The 20,906-nt window shown below is 68.0% G+C and carries 13 protein-coding genes and 2 pseudogenes; 10 read left to right on the top strand and 5 right to left on the bottom strand.

What is annotated here, in order from left to right; translation table 11 throughout:
- Window positions 1-350: 350 nt before the first annotated feature.
- Entirely contained in the window at window positions 351-4,301 is a 3,951-nt protein-coding gene (locus ACWEN3_RS18005) for a hypothetical protein (RefSeq protein ID WP_452971582.1), read from the bottom strand.
- Between the two features lie 660 nt (window positions 4,302-4,961).
- On the opposite strand from ACWEN3_RS18005, the gene ACWEN3_RS18000 reads away from it, so the two are divergent.
- The gene (locus ACWEN3_RS18000; protein WP_452971580.1) at window positions 4,962-11,939 is read left to right on the top strand and encodes an RHS repeat-associated core domain-containing protein; all 6,978 of its coding nucleotides are present in this window, start codon (window positions 4,962-4,964) and stop codon (window positions 11,937-11,939) included.
- Entirely contained in the window at window positions 11,894-12,436 is a 543-nt protein-coding gene (locus tag ACWEN3_RS17995) for an SUKH-3 domain-containing protein (protein ID WP_452971577.1), read from the top strand. Before ACWEN3_RS18000 ends, ACWEN3_RS17995 begins: the two co-directional genes overlap by 46 nt.
- Window positions 12,437-12,521: 85 nt before the next feature.
- Here the strand turns inward: ACWEN3_RS17995 and ACWEN3_RS17990 are convergent.
- Window positions 12,522-12,902, bottom strand: a pseudogene (locus ACWEN3_RS17990) (tyrosine-type recombinase/integrase); the annotation flags it as partial.
- On the opposite strand from ACWEN3_RS17990, the gene ACWEN3_RS17985 reads away from it, so the two are divergent.
- Window positions 12,805-13,257, top strand: coding sequence for an HNH endonuclease family protein (locus ACWEN3_RS17985; RefSeq protein WP_452971574.1), 453 nt, complete (start codon window positions 12,805-12,807; stop codon window positions 13,255-13,257). The pseudogene ACWEN3_RS17990 and the gene ACWEN3_RS17985 overlap by 98 nt on opposite strands.
- Before the next feature lie 62 nt (window positions 13,258-13,319).
- Here ACWEN3_RS17985 and ACWEN3_RS17980 read toward each other — a convergent pair.
- The 3 genes and pseudogenes from ACWEN3_RS17980 to ACWEN3_RS17970 form a co-directional block, all read right to left on the bottom strand.
- Window positions 13,320-13,416 (bottom strand): annotated as a pseudogene (locus ACWEN3_RS17980).
- A 210-nt stretch (window positions 13,417-13,626) separates the two neighbouring features.
- On the bottom strand, window positions 13,627-14,274 hold the full coding sequence (locus tag ACWEN3_RS17975) for a hypothetical protein (RefSeq protein WP_452971572.1): 648 nt from the start codon (window positions 14,272-14,274) through the stop codon (window positions 13,627-13,629).
- A gap of 151 nt (window positions 14,275-14,425) precedes the next feature.
- On the bottom strand, window positions 14,426-15,037 hold the full coding sequence (locus ACWEN3_RS17970) for a hypothetical protein (RefSeq protein WP_452971570.1): 612 nt from the start codon (window positions 15,035-15,037) through the stop codon (window positions 14,426-14,428).
- Window positions 15,038-15,689: 652 nt separating this feature from the next.
- Between ACWEN3_RS17970 and ACWEN3_RS17965 the strand changes: the two genes are divergently transcribed.
- The 7 genes from ACWEN3_RS17965 to ACWEN3_RS17935 all read left to right on the top strand — a co-directional run bounded on the left by ACWEN3_RS17965 (window position 15,690) and on the right by ACWEN3_RS17935 (window position 20,569).
- Window positions 15,690-15,953, top strand: coding sequence for a helix-turn-helix transcriptional regulator (locus ACWEN3_RS17965; protein ID WP_452971567.1), 264 nt, complete (start codon window positions 15,690-15,692; stop codon window positions 15,951-15,953).
- Between the two features lie 171 nt (window positions 15,954-16,124).
- Window positions 16,125-16,997, top strand: coding sequence for a DUF6083 domain-containing protein (locus ACWEN3_RS17960; RefSeq protein WP_452971565.1), 873 nt, complete (start codon window positions 16,125-16,127; stop codon window positions 16,995-16,997).
- A gap of 3 nt (window positions 16,998-17,000) precedes the next feature.
- Complete coding sequence (locus ACWEN3_RS17955; RefSeq protein WP_452971562.1) at window positions 17,001-17,534, top strand: hypothetical protein; 534 nt, start codon at window positions 17,001-17,003, stop codon at window positions 17,532-17,534.
- A 298-nt stretch (window positions 17,535-17,832) separates the two neighbouring features.
- A complete protein-coding gene (locus ACWEN3_RS17950; RefSeq protein ID WP_452971560.1) occupies window positions 17,833-19,110 on the top strand; it encodes an RNA polymerase sigma factor in 1,278 nt (425 codons plus the stop codon).
- The gene (locus tag ACWEN3_RS17945; RefSeq protein ID WP_452971558.1) at window positions 19,100-19,336 is read left to right on the top strand and encodes a hypothetical protein; all 237 of its coding nucleotides are present in this window, start codon (window positions 19,100-19,102) and stop codon (window positions 19,334-19,336) included. Before ACWEN3_RS17950 ends, ACWEN3_RS17945 begins: the two co-directional genes overlap by 11 nt.
- A gap of 493 nt (window positions 19,337-19,829) precedes the next feature.
- Window positions 19,830-19,979: a hypothetical protein gene (locus tag ACWEN3_RS17940; RefSeq protein WP_452971556.1), complete on the top strand. Its 150-nt coding sequence runs from the start codon at window positions 19,830-19,832 to the stop codon at window positions 19,977-19,979.
- A 248-nt stretch (window positions 19,980-20,227) separates the two neighbouring features.
- Window positions 20,228-20,569, top strand: a complete 342-nt coding sequence (locus tag ACWEN3_RS17935) for a DUF4209 domain-containing protein (RefSeq protein WP_452971554.1) — start codon at window positions 20,228-20,230, stop codon at window positions 20,567-20,569.
- Window positions 20,570-20,906 lie beyond the last annotated feature (337 nt).

The following is a 20,906-nucleotide window of genomic DNA, read 5'->3' as shown; positions in this document are numbered from 1 at the left end:
GCTGGAACAGCTCCCACAACTCGTCCGGCACCATGCGCTCAACCATCACCACACCGTGCAGACTACCCAGCAATCCAAATGAGACGATGTCTTAGAAGCGCTGACAGAGGCGTTGGACTTCGCGGTGGAGGCTCAGACAAACGGCGAGGCTCAGGAAGGCCTCACGGATGTCGTTGCGCCGTTTCCAGCGGATGGGGAGCCCCCTGAAGCCGTGGAGCCAGATCGTCGGCAGGCTCCTTCCAGGAGCGTTGGTGCACCGCGGATCAGGCATGCCAGGCAATGTTCAACGGGCAGCGCCCCCGTGCCGCTGCTGAGGCGGGGCGGGGGCGCTGCACGGTTGCGGGTGGTTGTCAGTTGTCGGGGCCGAGCGTGGTCAGATCGATGGCGTTGGTGATGGCCTTGTAGCCGTCGGTGGTGAGGTTGACGTGGTCGCCGGTGTCGTCGTCGTTGGGAGCGGTGTCGGCGTTGAGGATCAGTGGTGTGGGGTCTGCTGCGCTGGTGGGGTCGGGCACGGCGACGGCTGATTCGGCGTCGAGGCTGGTGACTGTCGGGGTGCTGTAGTCGACCTGGTCGGTGATCCAAGTGTTGGCGGAGACGCGGTTGGTGTCTGCATCGGTGGTGCAGGGGGTGTAGCCCCGGCAGGGGGTGACGGTGGCGAGCACGACCTTGATGCCCCAGCCGCGTAGCTGGGCCATGAGTTGGCCGTAGGCCTGCTCCAGGTCGGTGTCGTCGGTGCCGGCAGTGATGTCTTTGACGCCCTCGTCGACGATCACGGTGGTGATGCCGGGCAGTTGGAGGACGTCGCGGTCCAGGCGTGTGAGAACGGCCGGCCCGCCTTGGGTTTGGTCGGTGGCGACGCGGTTGTTCTCGATGCCGGATGCGACGACGCCGTAGTCCGGGACGTTCTGGTCGTTGTTGCGCAGGGCGGCGGCGAGGTCGTCGGAGAGGCGGGGGGTGACGAGGCTGGCTTTGGTGCCGTTGGCGAAGGGGTCGGTGAGGTTGTCGCCGAGTACGGCCACGGTGGGCTGGTTGGCGCTGCTGGTGACGTCGATGCCGGTGAGGATGTCGGTGAACTCGCCCCACTGCACGCCGGTTCCGGTGAAGGCGGTGGTGCCGGTGTCGGTGGTGTGGTCGCCGGAGCCGACGGCGCTGACGTACTGCACGGCGGCGCTGGCCCAGCTGTGCTGGACGAGGTAGGGGGTTGAGTTGGCGAGGTGGAGGCTGACCATGATGCGCTTGCCGGGCGTGGCGGCGTAGGCGGTCGCGTCGCTGTAGACCTCACCGCCGACCGGGATGGTGACCGTTTTGCTGCCCCCGTTGAAGGTGAGATCAGCGGGGGTGGCGGTGGGTGCGGCTCCGGAGGACTGGGTGGCGATCGTGGTGTGGTCGATGGTCAGCGGGGTGCGGCCGAGGGCGTTGGACAGGTGGATGCGGACGCTGGACCCGGCGACGCTGGGATTCGCCGCGACGCGGAAGGTCTGGTCCTTGAAGTCGGTGCTTTCGAAGTTGAACGCGCCTTCGCTGGGGGAGCTCCACGCGCCGGTCCACTTCGCACCGTTGGGGGCGGTGGTGGTGTCGCGGAGGGCCATGCCGAACAGGTGCAGCCCGGGGACGTCCTGGCGGGCGGCGCTGCTCAGGTCGGGCAGGGTGACCGAGCTGATCTGAGCGCCCGGCTTGAGGGGGACGGCGAAGGCGTAGATGTTGGTGGAGCGGTTCTCCTGGGTGCCGCTGGTGTGGTTGCGGTGGGGGAGGGTGACGGCGGCCAGGGCGTTGGAGCCGTAGACCCAGTCGGGGACGGTCAGGTGATAGGCGGAGGTGCTGTTGTCGGCGTAGGTGATGGATCCGTAGGGGCCGCCGGCCCGGCAGTCCTCGTACTGTCCGTTGCCGAGGGTGCATTCGGTGCCGCTGACGGAGGTGCCGTCGGGGATGACGGGACTGGAGTAGTCGTCCTCGGCGCGTTGGGAGCTGACGAAGCCGTAGGTGGAGAAGCCGAGGAAGACCAGCGCTCGGCCGCTGCCGGTCATCTGGATGCTCTGGTTGGCGGCCATGACATTGTCGCCGGAGGCGGAGGCGAAGCTGGGCAGGGTGAAGCTGGCGCCGTCAACGGTGATCTTGCCGCCGGGCTGCCAGCCGGCCGCCTTGAGGTCCTGCAGTGACATGGTCGCGCCGACGCCGTCGGCGTCGGCGGCTGCCTGGTTGGCGTCGTCGGTGACAGCGGTGTTGTTGAACGCGTCCTTCAGACTGGCGTAGGTCTTGCCGGCGTGGCCGAGGGCGGTGAACTGGTACTGCTGCTGAGTGGAGACGTTGCCGGCGGAGTCGACGGCGTAGACGTAGAGGGTGTGCGTTCCCGGAGCGGTGGGCGTGACGGAGACCGTCGCAGTGTTGCCGGAGGCGGTGACGACCTCGGAGCTGGGGGTGCTGGAGGTGGGCGGAGCGACGTCGAGGTTGTAGAGGAATTTCGTGGCGCTGTTGGTGCTGAGGGTGAAGTGGCCCGTGGTCCCTGCCGCGGTGGTGCCGGGGGAGTCCTCGGGATACGTGCCGTCCTTGTCCTTGACGGTCGGTTCGGCCGGTGCGGTGAGGTCGACGGTGAAGTGGCAGTTGGAGGAGGCGGAGCTGGTGTCCTTGCCGTCGCTGGAGGTGACGTTCCAGCCCACCGTGTCACCGGTCTTCAGGCCGCTCATGAACGAGGAGGACAGCTGTTTGGGGGCGTTCTGGCCGCTTGCGACGGTGGCGCTGGTGGTTGTGGTGGAGCTGCCGCCGTTGACCCAGTACTTGTAGGTCGCTGCCAGTGCGTCCTTGTCGCCGTCGCTGACCACGGCGTTGAGCGTGGGGGGCGTGGTGATGAGGGTCTTGCCGATGACTGGATAGGGGGAGGTGGTGCCGCAGCCGACCGAGTGTGTGCCGAACTTGGCGGCCAGGCTGCTCGGTTTGCCGGGGACGTGGTTGTACTCGATCGACATCGAGGGGTTGTTGGCGAACCGCTTGAAGTAGTTGCCGTCGCTGCTTGATTCCTGGCTGTTGACCAGGGCGAAGGTCCAGCTGGAGGCCTTGGCGGCGGCCTTTTTGGCGATGGTGGAGGTCACATCGAAGCCGCCGGAGGGCTCGCTGCTGCAGGCGGGGCCGAAGCTCTTGCTCGCCAGGTAGCTCGACAGGCCGGGCTTGTTGTTCCACGTGGTGCCCGAGCTGATGGCGTCGGTGAGGTACAGCTTGACGGTGGAGGAGAGGCTGCAGCTGGCCGAGTAGTTCTCCTTGGCGTCGACGGTGGCGGAGACGATGTGGGTGCCCCAGACGGTGGAGGGGATGCCGAGCTGGAAGTAGGAGCGTTCGTCTCCGATGCAGCCCGACCAGCTGTTGTAGCCGACGCCGGGGTCGCCGTACTGGGTGGAGTCGTAGTTCTTCGCCGTCGGGCAGCCCTGCTGGGTCTCGATGTAGTGCTGCTTGTTGCCGGGCGCGTAGTGCGGGTTCCAGGTGGGGTCGATGTAGACTGGGTAGTGGGTGCTGGACCCGCCGAGCAGCTTCTGGTCCGGCGTCAGGGAGAGTGTGGTGCCGGTGACGTCGTCCGCGACCCGGGCCACCTGGGCGCCGATGCCGGGACCGGATGAGCTGTCATCCGTGCCCGAGGTGTCGCCGGGCGCCGCGCCTGCTGTGTCGCGGGACGTGGCCAGCAGCTGGGTGGAGGCGCCTTTGGAGGAGGAGTCCCACATCAGGGGCTGGGGGGCGCTGAACATCGCCTGGCCCGCTGCGGTGGCGGCCTGCAGGTTGTCGTGGCCGTCGTCGGAGACGGTCACCCCGGTGGCGTGGGCGGCCAGTTTCAAGGTGGCCAGAGCCGGGTTGCCGGCGGCCTCGGCGGTCTTGACGACGATCAGCTCGGAGAATCCGCCGAGCGTGTTGGCCGTCAGCTTCAGATCCACGTCCTTGAGCACGTCGGGGTAGGTGATCGTGGCACCGGAGACGGTCGGTTTCGGCAGCGTCTGGGGCCAGGAGAAGGCCAGTTGCGCCTTGCCGCTCGTCATCGACACCAGGGGCGTGCTGCCGCCGCCGGAGAAGGTCAGGGGCTCGGCCGCTGCTTTGGGGCTGTAGCTGCCGTCGTCGTTGTGCTGGAGGGTGGCGTCGACCGGCACCCACGCGTCGTCCTTGCGGACACGTTCGGGCAGCAGGCTGGTGGTCCAGGTCACGCTGCCCGAGGGGTTGGCCTGAACCGTGGCGGTCTCGGTGGTCAGGGCCTCCACCGTCACGGGGCCGCCTGTGCTGGCCGCCTTGCCCTGGGCTGCTGCCAGGGCTGCCTGCTGGTCCTTGCTCAACGCCGAGTCGTCCGGAGCGCGGGTGGTGCCCAGCGGAGCGTCCGGGTGGGATTCGGGCAGAGGCGGCGCCGGCGTGGAGATGGGCGATGTGCCGCCTTCGTCAGCCGCGGCAGGCATGGCCGGTGTCAGGGACAGCGCCAGCGCTCCGACAACGGCCGTGATCAGAAGACGGCCGGGTATCCGCGGTTTCGTTTTGAACGATCTGTACGCGCGGCGCGGACGGAAAGAACCGGACATCTGCCCCCCATGTTGCGTCCGATGAGAAAAGAGCCGATAAGCGCGAGGAGGCTACCCGTGATTGCGTCAAGGGGACAACCGGCGGCTGAAAACGGCGTTATTACGCCAGGGTCATAATGGGTGGCTGGAAATCGACCTCCTCCTATCTCGTCGAGCAGATGCGTGGTATGGGCAATTTTGCTGTGCATGCTGGCCGTTGGAGACGTTCTTGGTCAATCAGCCCATTGCGTGGGGCAATTGAGGCCCCATCGGCCATTTCTTGGCTGTTCCAAGGGTGGTTCATGGCGCTCTCTATGCACGATCCATACTGTGGAGGCCCTGTGAATACCGGCTTCACATGGTCGAATATCCCTTCGGCAGTCACGCTGAATTGGGGGGGCCGGAGTGCGTCGGAATTCGCTGTGGCGGATTTACGGAAGAGCGATGCGGATACGCAGAGTCCCTGCCTTCTGGATCGCCGCCATCACCGCACTCGGGTTGCTGGCCGGCCTGGTTACTCCTCAGGCCGCACTCGCCGCAGACCAACGGCCCGACTACCTCGTCAAGGCGAAGAAGGAACGCTCCGTCCCGGTGCGGCCCGTTAAGGGCAAGGCCGTCGCCGTGCCGCGGATGGCCCGCTGGAACCCCGGCACGGCACGCAGAACCTGGCCCGCGGCCGGCAGCGCCGATGCCACGGTGCCAGCCCGCGGCGCCGCCGCCCAGCACGCAGGCCACCTGCCGGTGACCCTGGCGGCCGCCAAGCAAGGCCACCGCGCACTCTCGGGCACCAAGCTGAACGTGCGCATGCCAGGCCAGAAGGCCGCACAGAAACTCGGACTGGACGGCGTGCTCCTCGCCGTCCAGCCGGACACCAAGACCCCCGGCGGCAGCACTCACCTCAGCCTGGACTACTCCGCGTTCAAGGACGCCTACGGCGGCGACTACGCCGGGCGTCTGCACCTGGTGCGGCTGCCGGCCTGCGCGCTGACCACCCCCGACAAGCCCGCATGCCGTACGCAGACCCCGCTGGCCTCCACCAACGACAGCAGGCACCAGACCGTCTCCGCCGACCTCGCCCTGCCCTCCCGCGCCACGACACAACAAGCCGCCACAGCCCAGCCGACGGTCCTCGCGGCGGTGGCCGGCGCGTCCGGCGGAGGCGGCAGCTTCGCGGCGACCTCGCTGGCCCCCTCCGGCCAGTGGTCGGCCGGCAGCTCCAGTGGCGCCTTCGGCTACTCGTACCCCATCACCGTGCCCGACGTCCCCGGCAGCCTGACTCCCACCGTGGCCCTGGACTACAACTCGCAGAACGTCGACGGGCGCACCTCCTCCACCAACGCCCAGTCCTCCTGGATCGGCGACGGCTGGGACTACTCGCCCGGCTTCGTCGAGCGCAGCTACCCGGCCTGCTCCGACGACACGGCGAACGGCACGCCCAAGACATCCGACGAGTGCTGGTCGGACGCCGCCCAGACCCTCACGCTCTCGCTCAACGGCTCATCCAACACCCTCGTCCACGACGACAAGACGGGCGCCTGGCACCCCCAGGACGACAACGGCGAAAAGATCGACATCAAGACCGACACGGTCAACGACGACAACGACCACGAGTACTTCGTCGTCACCACCGCCGACGGCACCAAGTACTACTTCGGCCTCAACCGCCTGCCCGGCTGGGCCTCGGGCAACGCCACCACCAACTCGGTCTTCACCACCCCCGTCTACGGTAACGACACCGGCGAGCCGTGCCACGCCTCCACCTTCGCCGCCTCCTGGTGCCAGCAGGGCTACAGGTGGAACCTCGACTACGTCGTCGACCCCAACGGCAACGCCCTCAGCTACTGGTACACGCCCGAGACCGGCTACTACGGCCGCGACAACGCCACCACCGCCACCCCGTATACCCGCGGCGGCTACCTCGCCAAGATCCAGTACGGGCAGCTGGCAGGCAAGGTCTACGACACCACCGCCCCGGCCGCCGCGCAGGTCTTCTTCGACACCTCCGAACGCTGCCTGCCCGATACCGGCTTCGACTGCGCCTCCTCGAAGATGACGACGGCCAACGCCTCGCGCTGGCCCGACGTCCCCGTCGACCAGACCTGCGCCTCGACGGGCACCTGCGACAACCACGGGCCGGCCTTCTTCACCACCAAGCGCCTGACCGGCATCCGCACCCAGGTCCTGGTCGGCACCGCCTACCAGGATGTCGACGCCTGGTCACTGGCCCACACCTTCCCCTCCACCGGGGACACCACCACCCCGTCGCTGTGGCTGTCGTCCATCACCCACACCGGCAAGGACGGCGGCAGCATCGCGCTACCCCAGGCCAAGTTCGACGGGCAGGCACTGGCGAACCGGGTCGACGGCCTGGACGGCTACCAGCCCATCACCCGCTACCGGCTCGCGACCGTGACCACCGAGTCCGGCGAAGTGCTCACCGTCAACTACTCCAGCCCGCAGTGCCACCGCACCGGCACCCCGGTGCTGCCCTCCAGCGAGGACGCCAACACCTACCGCTGCTACCCCTCGTACTGGACCCCGCCGGGCCAGACCTCCCCGCAGCTGGACTGGTTCAACAAGTTCGTCGTCAACTCGGTCACCGCACAGGACCCGACCGCACACGGCCTGCCCGTCCAGACCTCCTACACCTACGTCGGCGACCCGGCCTGGCACTTCAACGACGACCCGCTCACCCAGGCCAAGTACCGCACCTGGAACCAGTGGCGCGGCTACGGCACGGTGGAGACACGCACCGGCACCTCGCCGGAGAAGATCACACTGTCCAAGCAGACGTACTTCCGCGGCATGGACGGTGACAAGACCTCCTCCGGCACCCGCAGCGTCACCCTCAACGACCACTCCGGCGACGACCCCCAAAAGGACTCGGACTGGCTGGCCGGACAGAGCTTCGAGACCGAAGGCTTCAACGGCGACGGCGGCACCCTGCTCTCCGACGAGACCAGCGACCCCTGGAGCTCACCGGCCACCGCCACCCAGACCCGCACCAAAACGGGCCTCGATGCCCTCGTCTCCCGCCGCATCAACATCCAGCGCAGCCGCGCCGTCACCACCAAGGCCGACGGCACCCAGCGCACCACCGAGACCGACTACAGCATCGACGACGCCACCGGCCTGCCCAAATCCGTCGACGACCGCGGCGACACCTCCACCACCAAAGACGACAAGTGCACCCGCACCTGGTACTCCCAGGACGCCTCGGGCAACACCCTGCCCACACCGCGCCGGGTCCAGCAGGTCGCCGTCTCCTGCTCCGCCACCCCGAAGTACCCCGACGACCTCGTCAGCGACGACCTGACCTTCTTCGACAACTCCACCGACAACACCGCGCCGCCCACCAAGGGCGACGTCACCATGGTCCAGAAGGCCGACTCCGTCGCCAGCGACGGCACCCCCCACTACATCACCGCGCTGAAGACCACCTACGACGACTACGGCCGCGAACTCACCGAAACGGACGCCGACAACCGCACCACCACCACGGCCTACACCCCCGCCACCGGCGCCGCCCCGACCTCCGTCAAGGTCACCCAGCCCAAGGTGACCGGCCAGACCTCCGCCTTCACCAGCACCACCACCCTCGACCCGGCCCGCGGCCTGGACCTGAAGACCACCGACGCTGCCGGCTACTCCACCACCAGCACCTACGACCCGCTGGGCCGGCTCACCGCCGTCTGGAACCCGGGCTTCGCCACCAGCAACAACCCCAACACCAAATACAGCTACAACCTCACCCCCGACTCCCCGTCGACCGTCACCACCCAGACCCTGCTCGACAACAACACCTACCGCACCTCCCTCTCCCTCTACGACGCGATGCTGCGCCCGAGAGAGACACAGACGGCGACGGCCGACGGTGGCCGGATCATCACCGACACCGTCTACGACAGCCACGGCTGGTCGGTCAGCTCCTCCGCCCCCTACTACAACACCGGCGCCCCCTCCACCACGCTCGTGGACGCCGCCGACAACCAGACCCCCTCCCAGACCGGCACCCTCTACGACGGCGCGGGCCGCGTCACCGCCTCGATCGCCTACCACTTCGCCTCGGAGAGCTGGCGCACCACCACCGCCTACCCCGGCTCCGACCGCGTCGACGTCACCCCGCCAAGCGGCGCCACCCCCACCACGACCTACACCGACGCACGCGGCCAGACGGTCAAACTGCTGCGCTACCACGGCAGCTCGCCCACCGGGACTGCGGACACCGTCACCTACTCCTACGACGCTGCCGGTCACCAGACCAGCCAGGACGACGGCCAGGACCACACCTGGGCCAGTACGTACGACCTGCTGGGCCGCCGCACCTCCCAGACCGACCCGGACACCGGCTCCTCCAGCTCCATCTACGACAACGCAGGCCAGCTGCAGTCGAGCACCGACAACCGCGGCAAGACCATCGCCTACAAATACGACGAAATGGGCCGCAAGACCGCCGAGTACGACACCACCGGCGGCGTCGACCCCTCCTCGAGCAACGAGTTGGCCGCCTGGACCTACGACACGCTGAAGAAGGGTAAACCCACCTCTTCGACCCGGTACGTGGGCGGCACCTCCGGCAGCGCCTACACCAGCAAGGTCCTCGGCTACGACAGCCACGGCTGGGCACAGGCCACCCAGCTCGTCATCCCCTCCTCCGAGGGCGCACTGGCCGGCACCTATCTCCACCAGAACCGGTACAACCTCACGGGCACGCTCCAGTCCTACACCGACCAGGACCCGACCACCGTCAAGCTCCCGCAAGAGACGGTCTCCTACACCTACGACGCCTACGACCGGCCCATCGGCGTCGGCGGCGACACCAACGGCTGGGCCTACGTCAGCGGCCTGACCTACACCGAGTTCGACGAGCCGCAGCAGTTCACCTACGGCACCTCGGGCAACTTCGCCCAGCAGACCCTCGGCTACGACGACCAGACCCACCGCCTGATGGGTTCCACCACCGTCACCCAGTCCGGCCACGCGATCGCCGACCAGAGCAAGTACGCCTACCAGCCCTCCGGTAACGTCACCAAGATCACCGACAAGCTGGAGACCGGCCAGACCGACACCCAGTGCTTCAACTACGACTGGGCACAGCGCCTGCAGGCGGCCTGGACGGCCACCGACGACTGCGCCGCCACCCCCGCACCCGGCGCCTCGCCGACCGTGGGCGGCCCCTCCCCGTACTGGCAGAGCTGGACCTACGACGCCACCGGCGCCCGCCAGAGCCAGGTCGACCACGACACCGCCGGCGACACCTCCCACGACACCACCGCCACCTACACCCCCTTCACCGCGGGCAAGGGCCCGGCCCATGCCGTCTCCCAGGTGGACAAGGTCACCCCGGTCGATCCCGCCGGCAACACCACCAACTCCTACACCTACGACGAGGACGGCAACGTCCACACCCGCACCACCCGCGCGGGCACCGACACCCTCACCTACAACGACGAAGGCCACCTCGCCGACCTGTCCTCCACCGGCAGCGCCGGCGACACCAAGTACCTCTACGGCGCCGACGGCAGCCTCCTCATCCGCCGCAGCCCCGACGCCACCACCCTCTACACCGGCGACGAGGAACTCACCCTCAACAAGAGCGCCACCAGCGCCGACGGCCTGCGCTACATCTCCATCGCCGGCGAAACCGTGGCCACCCACTCCTCCGACGGCCACTTCACCTACCTCATCCCCGACCGCGAGGGCACCAGCACCCTCGCCGTCGACTCCCAGACCCAGGCCGTCACCCGCCGCCAGTACAAACCCTTCGGCGAGCAACGCGACCAGACCGGTAATTGGACCGCAGGCCAGCGCGGCTACGTCGGCGGCACCCAGGACGACAACACCGGCCTGACCAACCTCGGCGCACGCGAATACGACCCCTCCATCGGCCGCTTCCTCGCCCCCGACCCCCTGCTGAACCCCGGCGACCCGCAGTCCTGGAACGCCTACGACTACGCCGACGACACCCCCGTCACCACCTCCGACCCCTCCGGCCTGTGCAGGGCCGACCAGTGCGGCGTCGGCTACCCCATCGGCGGCACCGGCACCAGCAAGGACAACCCCACCCGCTACATCGACACCGGCCCCGTCGACCCCGGCGGCGACAACACCGCCTACTGCCACCACGGCAACTGCACCGACGGACACCGCCTCGGCGAAGGCAGCGGCGCAGGCGGCGGCAACATCAGCAAGAAGACGTACGACCCCCAGGCCGAAGCCCGGGCAGTAGCACGCGCCAAAGCCACGGCGGATGCAGCCGCTACCGCCGCAAGGAAGCAGGCCTCCGGCCTCAAGCACCGCCTGCTCAACCTGGTCGCCGACGTCCTCGGCATCACCGACGCCTACAACTGCTTCACCAAAGGCGACGTCATGGGCTGCATCAACACCGCCCTGACCGCCGTCCCCTGGGGCAAGGTCTTCAAAGCCATCAAGGTAGGCATCGAAGCCTTCAAAGTCTGGCGAGCCCTCGACCGCGCCTACACCGCCGTCAAGGACGCCGAGGAAGCCGCGAAAATAGCCGACGGCGTCCTGGAGTCCGAACGCGCACTCGCCGAGGCCAGAGAAGTCGAAAGCGCCGGCACAGAAGCCACGCGCTGCTCCGTACACAGCTTCACAGCGACTACGGGCGTCCGCCTGGCCGACGGCTCATCGAAGGCGATTAGCCACATCAAACCGGGCGACACCGTCCTGGCCACGGACCCGCAGACCGGCATCACCGCACCGGAGAAGGTCCAGACCGTCATCGTCACCCACACGGACCGCGACTTCACCACCCTCACCCTGGACACCACCCCGGTCCGCGGCCCACCCCACACCGGCAAGTATCACCCCCAGGCCCTCACCACCACCTGGCACCACCCCTTCTGGGACGCCGGCCACCACCGCTGGACCGACGCACACAACCTCACCCCCGGCACCAAACTGCGTCAGCCTGACGGCACCACCGTCACCGTCACAGCGGTCCGCAACTTCCACCAGCACAAGACGACATACGACCTCACCATCGGCACCCTCCACACGTACTATGTGCTGGCGGGGGCTACGCCGGTCCTGGTTCACAACTGTGATCCTCTGGTGGACTACGCCAACTCTGTGCGTAATGAACCAGGGACGAAATTTGCTTCCGAATACGAGTCTCCCTCAGGGGCGAAATATTACGGCCGCAACAAGCATGGTCAGCAGGCGGACGGCGACCTGGCGGATGCCCTGGAAGAGGCTGGTCATCATGGAGGCTGTGCCGAGGTGGGCTGCCTCATTCAGGCTCAGGAGGCGGAAGGTCCCGACGCGATCAGAGGAGGTACGATGCGTACGGTGAAGTCGAGAAACAACTCCATGCCGACTTCGAATACGACTGGGCATGGTGAACCAGCCACTCCATGTGGTCGCTGCGTGCGACTGCTGGAAAACCTCGGTATCGGTTAGCAACCATGATCAGATTTGACTCGTTGCCCCCCGATCTACTGCAGGCTCTTCGTGACGCTGGCTGGCACTCCCGGCGGAGAGCGGATGCTAGCCCTTGGCTCGACTCCTTGCAGCAGGAGGGGTATCAACCGAATTCGAAAGCTGAAGAAATTCTTGTCGCGCTGGGGGGTCTGGTTATTGAGCCTGTAAATAAATCTGGCCCGAACTTTAGCAACGATGAACCTTTCAATTTCGACCCAATTTCGGCCGGGGCTGGCCAGCGGGCCCTCGCATTGGAGATCGAGGAAGCTCTGGGTGGGCGATACTTTCCTATCGGCGAATGGCTCAGCTATTCGAGCGTCTTCGTGGAGGCTGGTGGGAGGGTGGTTGCCGCTGGCCTTGGATGGATCTGGGATATGGGTTCCACCATCGAAGACGCCTTGGAGTTGGCGGTTTGTGCAGATCGACCTCTCGTATGCCTGCACTCCGACCCGGGGCTAGAGTCGTGGCCCCGGTGAATTCGCGACAGTGAACCGAAGCCCCGTCCGGGCGCGTCCTGGCGGGGCTTCTGCGTGGGGGTGACGGCAGTAGTTGACGGCAACGTCAGCGGACGAAGGCGGGGCAGGGTGGCGGTTCATCGCCGTCGCCGTTGGCTGTCTCTGTGGTCTCCGGGTTGCCGAGCGCGGTGCTGAGAGTGTCGATGGCGTCGCGCTGGAGGCGGAGTCGGACGTGGGCGTAGACGGTGGCGGTGACGCCGATGTGGGCGTGACCGAGGAGTTCCTTGATCACGACGAGCTCGACTCCCTGCTCCAGGAGCAGGGTCGCGGTCGAGTGCCTGAGGTCGTGAAATCGGATGCGGCGGAGGCTGGCATTGCGGAGGAGCCTGGTGAAGGTGCGGGTGAGGTTGGTCGGGTCGATCGGTCTGCCCTGCGCTGTGGTGATCGGCAAGAACGTCCAGGACAAGTCCGACCACTGCCAGCCCGCCTCCGGCACTTGGTACTCCGTCTACGACGACGCCACCGTCACCGATGTCGCCAAAGCCACCATCGACCACATGGTCCCCCTCGCCGAAGCCTGGCGCTCCGGCGCCGACACCTGGACCGCCGACCAGCGCAAGGCCTTCGGCAACGACCTCAAAGACCCCCAACTGCTCATCGCCTCGGAGTCGGCGAACAGCTCGAAGTCGGACAGCGGGCCGGCCGACTGGAAGCCCACCAACCACGCCTTCTGGTGCACGTATGCCGAGGACTACACGCACGTGAAGTCGGTCTGGAAGCTGACCACCACCGACAAGGAGAAGTCAGCGCTGTCCTCGATGCTCGACGCCTGTACGAACTGAGCCGCTCTCGGGATCAGCCCGTGCTCACCGGCCAGTCTGTGGTGAGTACGGCTGCACGGGTGCGGAGAGGGCAGGATTCGAACCTGCGTGGACCCCTATTGGGATCCGACCTTGAGGCGCGCTCGCTGGTCCCCGATCAACCACTCCGGGCACCTCTCCCTGTTCCCGACCCCGATGGACTGCCGGGGCTGTTCACATGTAAGAGACTGGCAGGTGCTCCTGACAGGCGTCTGATGCGATGGTGACGATGCCGCTGCGACCGGACGCGCCAAATCCTCTCCTGGCGTGTGTGTTGAAGTAGAAGAGCCCATTGGGATGAGGTTGGCCGGCCTGGCCCGGAAGCCACCCGGCCTTTCGGCGAGGAACCCGTCAATCGGCCTGGGAGGGCGAAGCCTTGTCTTCCTGGGCGCCCTGCTTCGGGGCATCGGAGGAGGCGTAGAAGACCGATGAGCCCTGCTTGGTGCGCTGCGCGAGGTTCTTGGCCACGAGTCCCTCAAGGGTGGTCCGCACCACGGTGGCCTTGGTTACGCGTTCGGGGTGGGCCTTGCCGAGTGCGGTGGTGACTTCCGCGGCGGAACGGGGTTCGCTCTGCCCGGCGATGTGGTTGCGGACGAGTTCAACCAGCGTGGGCTTGGGCGCCTTCGCGGCTGTGTCCGTGCTCTTAGGGTTTTTGGCGGCGGCCTTTTTGGCCGTGGCGGGTGCTGTTCCGGTCCGCGACTTGCGGGCTCGTGCGGGCTTGTCCGCCGCCGACTTGGCCGCGCGCTTGCGGGGAGATGATGCGGCGCTGTCGGCGCCCGCAGCGGGCTGAGCCGGCGCCGCCGGTCCGCCGAGTGCCTGCTGCACGTTCACCAGCACCGAGTGGTCGCGCAGCAGGACGGCCAACTGTGTTTCCAGCGCGCTGATTTCCTCGCGGAGGCGGTCCTGCTCCTTGACGTTGTTTTCGAGGTCACTGCTCACTTGGGCGCTGTACTGCGAAGCCAGATCGGAGGGGGAGATCGTGGCGGCGTTTTCGGGCATGGGATTCACTCTCCTCGGTTTGCGACAGGGCGGGAAGGCACTGCTTAGGACAGCGCTGTGTGACAGCGGGTTACAGCTGCTATCAGGTGCCCCGGGGTACAGATAGTACGGAGAACGCGGCAGGTTGTTCCTTCTGCTGCCCCTTTTCAGTTCAGCGACCCGAGCAAGGCGGTGCAGGGATGATGCCGCCAGGCCTTGGCTGCCATGCCCCAAAGCAGGCCTGCGGGGGAAGTTGCCACAGAACCTCGTCGGTGTCGCGATCGTGAGTCCATGCGCTCAATGTGCGGATGGACACCAGCCGGTCCAGAAGCTCTGCGGTTTGGGTAGGGGAGTGCCCGCACAGACGGGCGAGGATGTCCATGTCGGTGCCGTGGCCGGCGGGGAGGGGGCTCTGTGTGGCCACCGCCAGGGCAGTGAGCCGCAGAATCAGTGGTGCGGCGGCCGGCAGCACCATCGGCGAGGGGCGCAGTGCCCAGTGAGCGGCCTGACGGCGGGCGTTTCGGCCGGGTGCCTGGTCCAGAACTGCCGGGTCGAGCAGCCGCACGGTGACCGTTGCCGGTCGCAGGTCGGGCGACGTCAGCCAGCCGGTCTGGGTCAGTTCCTCCCACGCTTCCTGGTGCCCGCGCAGGCGCATGCCCCGCAGCAGACCGGCCGGCATCCGGACCCAGCCGTGAGTGTCGCAGCGCAGGGCGCACTGCAGGGCCAGGAGCCGGGCGGCGGGAGAGGTGAACCGGGGGAGCGCGGCGGCGAGATAGGTCAGCATCTCCCGCACTCGCATTCTGACCTGCTCGTCGGGCCTGAGGCCGGGCGTGGAAGGCGGGGTAGTCGGGAGGGCGGCCGGCACGAGCGGCGGGGGTGGGGCGAGCAAGGTGGCCGGTACCACTGCGGTGTGGCTGGTTGCCGCGGCGCAGGCCGCGCAGGTGTCGGCGAGCCGCCACCTGCGACCGCTGCCATCGCGGGTGAGGGCGAGCAGCACGGGTCCCGAGCAACCGCGGTGGCGTGCATGCCATGAGCAGCCCCGCTCCCTGCACTGGCAGATCCGCAGGTGCACCGGCACGAGGTCGGTGCGGACATGGCGGGCCAGATGGGCCAGTGCGGCGGATCGTGCAGAGCCCGCATTGGGGGCCGGGGTGGGGGTGCTGCAGTGGGCGCAGACGACGCTCGGCCCGCCTGCCCGCGAACTCAGCTCCACCGTCCAGACACGCCGCACCGCGGCATCCGCGCCACCGAGCCTCATGGGCTGGCCGTCCTCCCGTCTGCCCGCGCCGTGGTGAGGGGCTCGTCGCTGAATGCGGCCCCCGGGACGGACGCACCGTAGTGCAGATTCCTGCACTACGAATGCTGCTCCCGCTCCGGCGCGGATAGTGCAGATCTCTGCACTGACAGGGCAGGGGTCTGCACCGTCGGATGGTGGAGTGACGATCTTGCCGCCCGACCCCGACTTCACCGCGCTGCGCATCATGCTCGCGCGCCTGCGGGTCGAGCGCGGCTGGACCTTCGACGAACTCGCCGAGCGCAGCGGACTGGCCCGGCGCACCCTCATCGACCTCGAACACGGCCGCACAACCGGCACCGTCACCACCTGGCACGCCCTCGCCCACACCTTCGACGTGCCCATCGGCCACCTGCTGGGCACCCTGTGCGACGACCACACCCCGCCCGGCACGGTCACCTCCTGACACCTCGCTACGCCCCGACCCGCACCACGTCACGAATCACCCGATCGGGCAATCAGTAGGCGAACAACCATCCGCAACACCGCTCAGGCGTGCGGGCATGGTGGGCCGGCCGTGGGACATACCCGCCGACACGTTGCCCGCCCCCGCGTGTCGCCTGACACGGTGCGCGCCATGTGCCCCACCCCCTCCTCCACGAACTGCCACTGGAACGGAAGCCCGCGCAACAGCCGACACCCCCGCCCCCTGCGCGTGGCCCCCACCAGCCCCAGCCGACTGCTGCGCGCCGGCCAGAGCAGCCGCTGCCGCCGCTGCGGCCACCGCATCGAGCTCTACCCGCGCACCGACCACCACACCGTCGCCCTGCACCCCGGCGAACTGGCCGCAACACACATCCCCGAAACCAGCCGCTGGCACCTCAGCGGCGGCATCGCCTACCCACACGGCGACGGCAGCGCCTGGTGCCGCATCCCCCACGCCGTCCTCTGCCCCGCCCAAGGACCCACCTGCCCCCTCAGCCCAGCCCTCGCGGCAGCCCGCCGCCAGCTCGCCGTCCGCACCCGCCGTCTGATCGACACCAAAGCCTTCACCCCCGCCCCGAACCCCACCGCAAGCCCCTCACCCCACGCCCCCGCACATCCCAGCCACCTGATCGTGCAGATCCTCCTGGTCCGCTACCTCACCCGCAGCCCGCTCAACGCCATCCAGTGCGTGGCACAGACCCGCCAGCGCCACCGCTGCCGCCACCCCGTTCTGACACCCCAACGGCCTGCCGGACGCTGGACGCTGGTGCCGACCGGCCCCCGCCGGGGACAGCTCGCCCTGCCCGACACCCTCATGGCCGTCTACGACCTCAGCCACCTGCCCTACGCGGAACAGCTGCGCTGGCGGGCCCAACGCTGCGCCACCCACGCCACCGCGAGTGCAGCCGCCGACCTGGCCCTGGCCGGCTGGCAGCCCTTCGATCCCCTCCTGCACGCCGAACACATCCGCACCGAGCTGCCCATGCCCGGACCAGTACCGCGGTACCAGCCCCGCCGACGGTGACCAATGCCGCACCACGCCCTGGAGATCACCCTCACCCGCACTCTGAACCAGGCCGAACTCGACGCCGCCCGCCGCAGGATGCCACTGGCCGCCAACCACGACGCCACCCGCCTGATGGCACTCGTCAAAGCAGGCACCCCCCACCGGGCCGCACGCCGGCTATGCCTGCGACTCAGCGACCGGCTGCCCATCGACGTGATCACCACCAACTACCCGGACGCCGAACGCAAGGTGCTCCTCAACCTCGCCCTCCCACCCGCCGCACACGCCATCCTCACGACCGCAGCCCGGCGCGAAGGCCTGACCCTCGAGCGCTTCATGGAACACGCGGTGCGCCGAGCCCTGGCCGACCACGCCGACCACGAGATCGACCGCATCGGTCGCACCGTCCGGCAGCTACTCGCCCAGGCCAGCCCCTGGGTGGCGCGACATCGGTCTGCCCGTCCACCTGGTCGGTCTGGCGGCGGTGCAGGGCCACCGGCTCACCGCTCGCTGCGGAAGAGTCGTTCGAAGATGACGAGGAACGGGGCGACGTAGCCTGATGCTTCGACAGGGCTGGCGTGTCCGAACAGGACCAGAGCCACTCCGGCAGCCAGAGCCGAGCAGTACATGGCCACATGAGCGGTGTTCTTCGGGCGGGGCTGCGGGGCAGGGGGCTCGGTGGGCATCTCGGTGTGCTCCCAACCTTTGAGGGTTCACGTTCTGCCCCGGGTATAGGAGGTTTCGGGTCTCAGGGCCCACGGGTCGGCGACGTGTGGGGTATGCCGTCTCCAGCGGCATAGAAGTCTGGGACAGCATCGTTGGCGCAGGAGGATTCCATGGAAGGACAGGGCGGATGACCAATCTCGTCGCATCGGCCTACGCCACCGCCGCCGTACTGAGGGACGAACGCGCATCAGTTCTGACGGCAGGAGTCTCTGACCCGATCGTGGAGTGCCTGCTGGCGGCTGCGGAACCGGGAGGCTCCGGATGGGTCGATCAGCTGGTCCGTGAGGTGATCGACGTCCGTCAGAAGCTCGAGCGGCGCTGGACGGCTCTGGAGAACAGCCGAGGGCTTTGGCTCGATGCCAAACAGGTGCTCAAGCTGTGGAATGAGTATGAGCACGCCAAAGAGCACTACGAGCAGCTCCGGCGGACGGTTGCGGAGCGGGTGAGCACGGTGCGGCCTACCGGAGTGCAGTTTCGTGTGGAGGAGCCGGACGAATCCGACGACATCAAGCGGCCCGTGGAGACGCAGGGTGGCCCATGCTGCGAGGCGGGCCGGACGGCGGGTCCATGGGTGAGTCCCGATGAGGGCACGGCACCGCCCCGGGCCACTGGGCGCCCAGACGGGACGCGGCCCCTGCGGAGTCCAAGCCCACGTGATCACACCGACGCCTCCGCGTCCCTGCGAGAAGACTCGCGGGCACCTGTGACCCGGCAGAACGTCACCGAAGCCGACGAATGCGTGGCGGACGCTGAGTTGGTTTCGCGCCTCGCAGACCAGGGATTCACGGGCGTCGAGTACGAGCGCTTTCTGGACAGGCTGGCTCGTTACGGTCTGAGCGTGATCGCTCCCTGGGTCCGCACGGGCTATGTGTTTGCCCGCTGCGCGGACATGGGAGTGCGGGGGCTGCCCCTGCCGGTACCTGCCACGTGGTCGAAGGAGGACATCGAGGAAGTCGTCCAGGACACCGTGGCGCGCGCCGTGGTGATCTTCGAACGGGATGCGCTCCGCGCCGGCCGGTGGCGGTCCGACGGGGGAGCGAGCCTGGCTACGTACTTCGTCGGCACGTGCCTCTTTGCCTTCGCCGAGGTCTACCGGCGGCGCTTCACCAGCTGGCGACGCCAGCGGGCGGTGGAGATCGCCGTGGCGCGGGAGAGTGGACGGGAGGACCTGCCCGACGTCGCCGACGCGGTGGTCGAGCGGGAGACGGTGGTGGCGTTTCTGGCCGCCACCACCCCGGACCCGCGTCTTCGCCTCGTGGCCTATCTCCACTACGAGGGACACACCCACGCCGAGATCGCGGCAACTCTGGCTGATGGGACCACCGCGCGAGCCGTGGAGGCCATGTTGTACCGATATCGCAAGCAGCTGGCCCAGGAAGGAAGGGAGCGCCGCGATGACCGATAACAAACCACTGGTCGAGATCGATGACCTCCTGACCCGATCTTCACTGGGAGAAACCGGTGTCGAGTCGACGTGCGCCCGTGTTCCTGATGACTCGGTCGCCGGTGTTCTGCGGCGCCTGGCGGCCGAGCGGATCCTCGACGCCCTCGACCCATTCCCCGATGACGCGCCCGATTACGCACCGGAGGAGGAGTACATCGTCCCCGACGACTCGGCGACATGGCTGTAACCGGTTCCCCGGACGGGCCCTTCGACCGCCGTCTCCACAAGGAGACACGGGCCGAAGGACGAGCCGCACAGAGTGCAGCCCTGGCCGTGCCCACACGCGCCGGTGCCCTTTCGGTTGTTCGACCGCACGCTGGCTCCTACCGTCCCTCCCCGGCGTCGGCCGTATCGAGAAGCAGGGGTGGGCTGCATGCGCGGCAGGAAGTCGTGGCTGGAGGCGTTGCGGGTTCTACGGGATCTGGAGAAGGACGCTGAGTGGGGCTGGGTGCTGGCGGGGGAGTTGTCGCTGCGTCAGCATCGGGCGGTGGAGGACGCTGCCGGGCGGGGGCTGGTGGAGCTGGCTGACGGGGAGATGCGGGCGGAGCTGTCCGCGTACGAGGACCGGGCCATCCGGTGGGCGGCCCGTCTGTCCCCGCAGGGCCACGATGTGCTGGCCTACACCCATGCCGGCCCCGTCCCCGCCGTGCAGAACCAGGCACCGGCGAAGGGGGGAGCGATTGATCGAGCTGTACCGCAAGGAGCTGGAAGCGCTGAGCCTGTATGTGCACATCGCAGATCAGCTGCGAAGGCCGCCGGTCGAGGGCCTGGCGGAGCGGGTGCGCATCGCCAGGCCAGCTGGGCAACCGCTGGTTGCTGCGCCTCAATGAGAAGCAGTCACCCCACCCATCGACGCCGACGACAACTATGCCGTCGAACTGCAGGTCCGCGTGATGGATGTCCTCGGCATCTTCATCGCCGATCAGCTCGACCGCATCCACGAGCGTTTTCGTTCCCGATGAGGCCGAGCTGATCTCCGCTCTGGCTCACGGCACTGTGCTGCCCGAGCCTCGCGCACGAATCCTCGCCTCCGCCTTCGGCTACTTCAGGCTGGGGGAGTCCGACGCTGCGGCGTGCGTTGCCCTGCCCCAGGTCGAGCAGCTCCTCAGACAGCTCCTGTGCCCACGAGTCCCGACCGTGTCCGTGGCCAAGGGGCAGACACTCGGCACCGTCGACCAACTGGGAGGCCTCATCCGCAGCATGCCGGCTGCCGGATACCCTGCGGATTGGAGCCGCGCCCTGGAAACTCCTCCTCGTCGACCCCGACCGCGGCATGAACCTGCGCAACAACATCTGCCACGGCTTGATCGACACCCCACCCAAGCACCGCGTCGCGCTCATCCTCCAGGCCGCGGTGTTTCTGCTCAGCCACGCCCACGGACATCGAACCCTCGCGCCCCTCGCCCAACCCGCTCCCTGACTGTCCGGCCAAGCTGAGCCGACAGCGCTGGCGTGCTCGGCCAGTTCGACGGCGTCAGCCTGGTCGAGTCGGCGCTGGCTGCGTGCGCGGACGGCCACGCTGTGCACTGCCAGCCTGTTCCTGCGGGGCCTTGTCCCGAGACGGGCCGGCCGCCGCATCACGCAAGACGGCACGCCCACGCTTGACCGCTTGTCAGCCGCCCCTGCAGGCCGGCAGCCGCCGCGGGCCCGGGCATCCTTGTCTGTGAACCGCCCCGACTCGAATAGAGACTCGATTTCATGAAAGGATCGAGTCATGGCACGACCTTCCCGTTACCCGCTTGAGCTCCGCCGCCGTG

It is taken from the genome of Streptomyces sp. NPDC004561, assembly GCF_053602155.1.
The sequence above is the reverse complement of the archived record's forward strand: the minus strand, read 5'-3'. Positions and strand labels throughout refer to the sequence as shown.

Coding starts and splice junctions, on each gene's coding strand:
- ACWEN3_RS18000 (WP_452971580.1), top strand. CDS start 4,962: ATGCGGATACGCAGAGTCCCTGCCTTCTGGATCGCCGCCATCACCGCA.
- ACWEN3_RS17970 (WP_452971570.1), bottom strand. CDS start 15,037: ATGCTGACCTATCTCGCCGCCGCGCTCCCCCGGTTCACCTCTCCCGCC.
- ACWEN3_RS17955 (WP_452971562.1), top strand. CDS start 17,001: ATGCCGCACCACGCCCTGGAGATCACCCTCACCCGCACTCTGAACCAG.
- ACWEN3_RS17995 (WP_452971577.1), top strand. CDS start 11,894: ATGTGGTCGCTGCGTGCGACTGCTGGAAAACCTCGGTATCGGTTAGCA.
- ACWEN3_RS17945 (WP_452971558.1), top strand. CDS start 19,100: ATGACCGATAACAAACCACTGGTCGAGATCGATGACCTCCTGACCCGA.
- ACWEN3_RS17950 (WP_452971560.1), top strand. CDS start 17,833: ATGACCAATCTCGTCGCATCGGCCTACGCCACCGCCGCCGTACTGAGG.
- ACWEN3_RS17975 (WP_452971572.1), bottom strand. CDS start 14,274: ATGCCCGAAAACGCCGCCACGATCTCCCCCTCCGATCTGGCTTCGCAG.
- ACWEN3_RS17960 (WP_452971565.1), top strand. CDS start 16,125: ATGTGCCCCACCCCCTCCTCCACGAACTGCCACTGGAACGGAAGCCCG.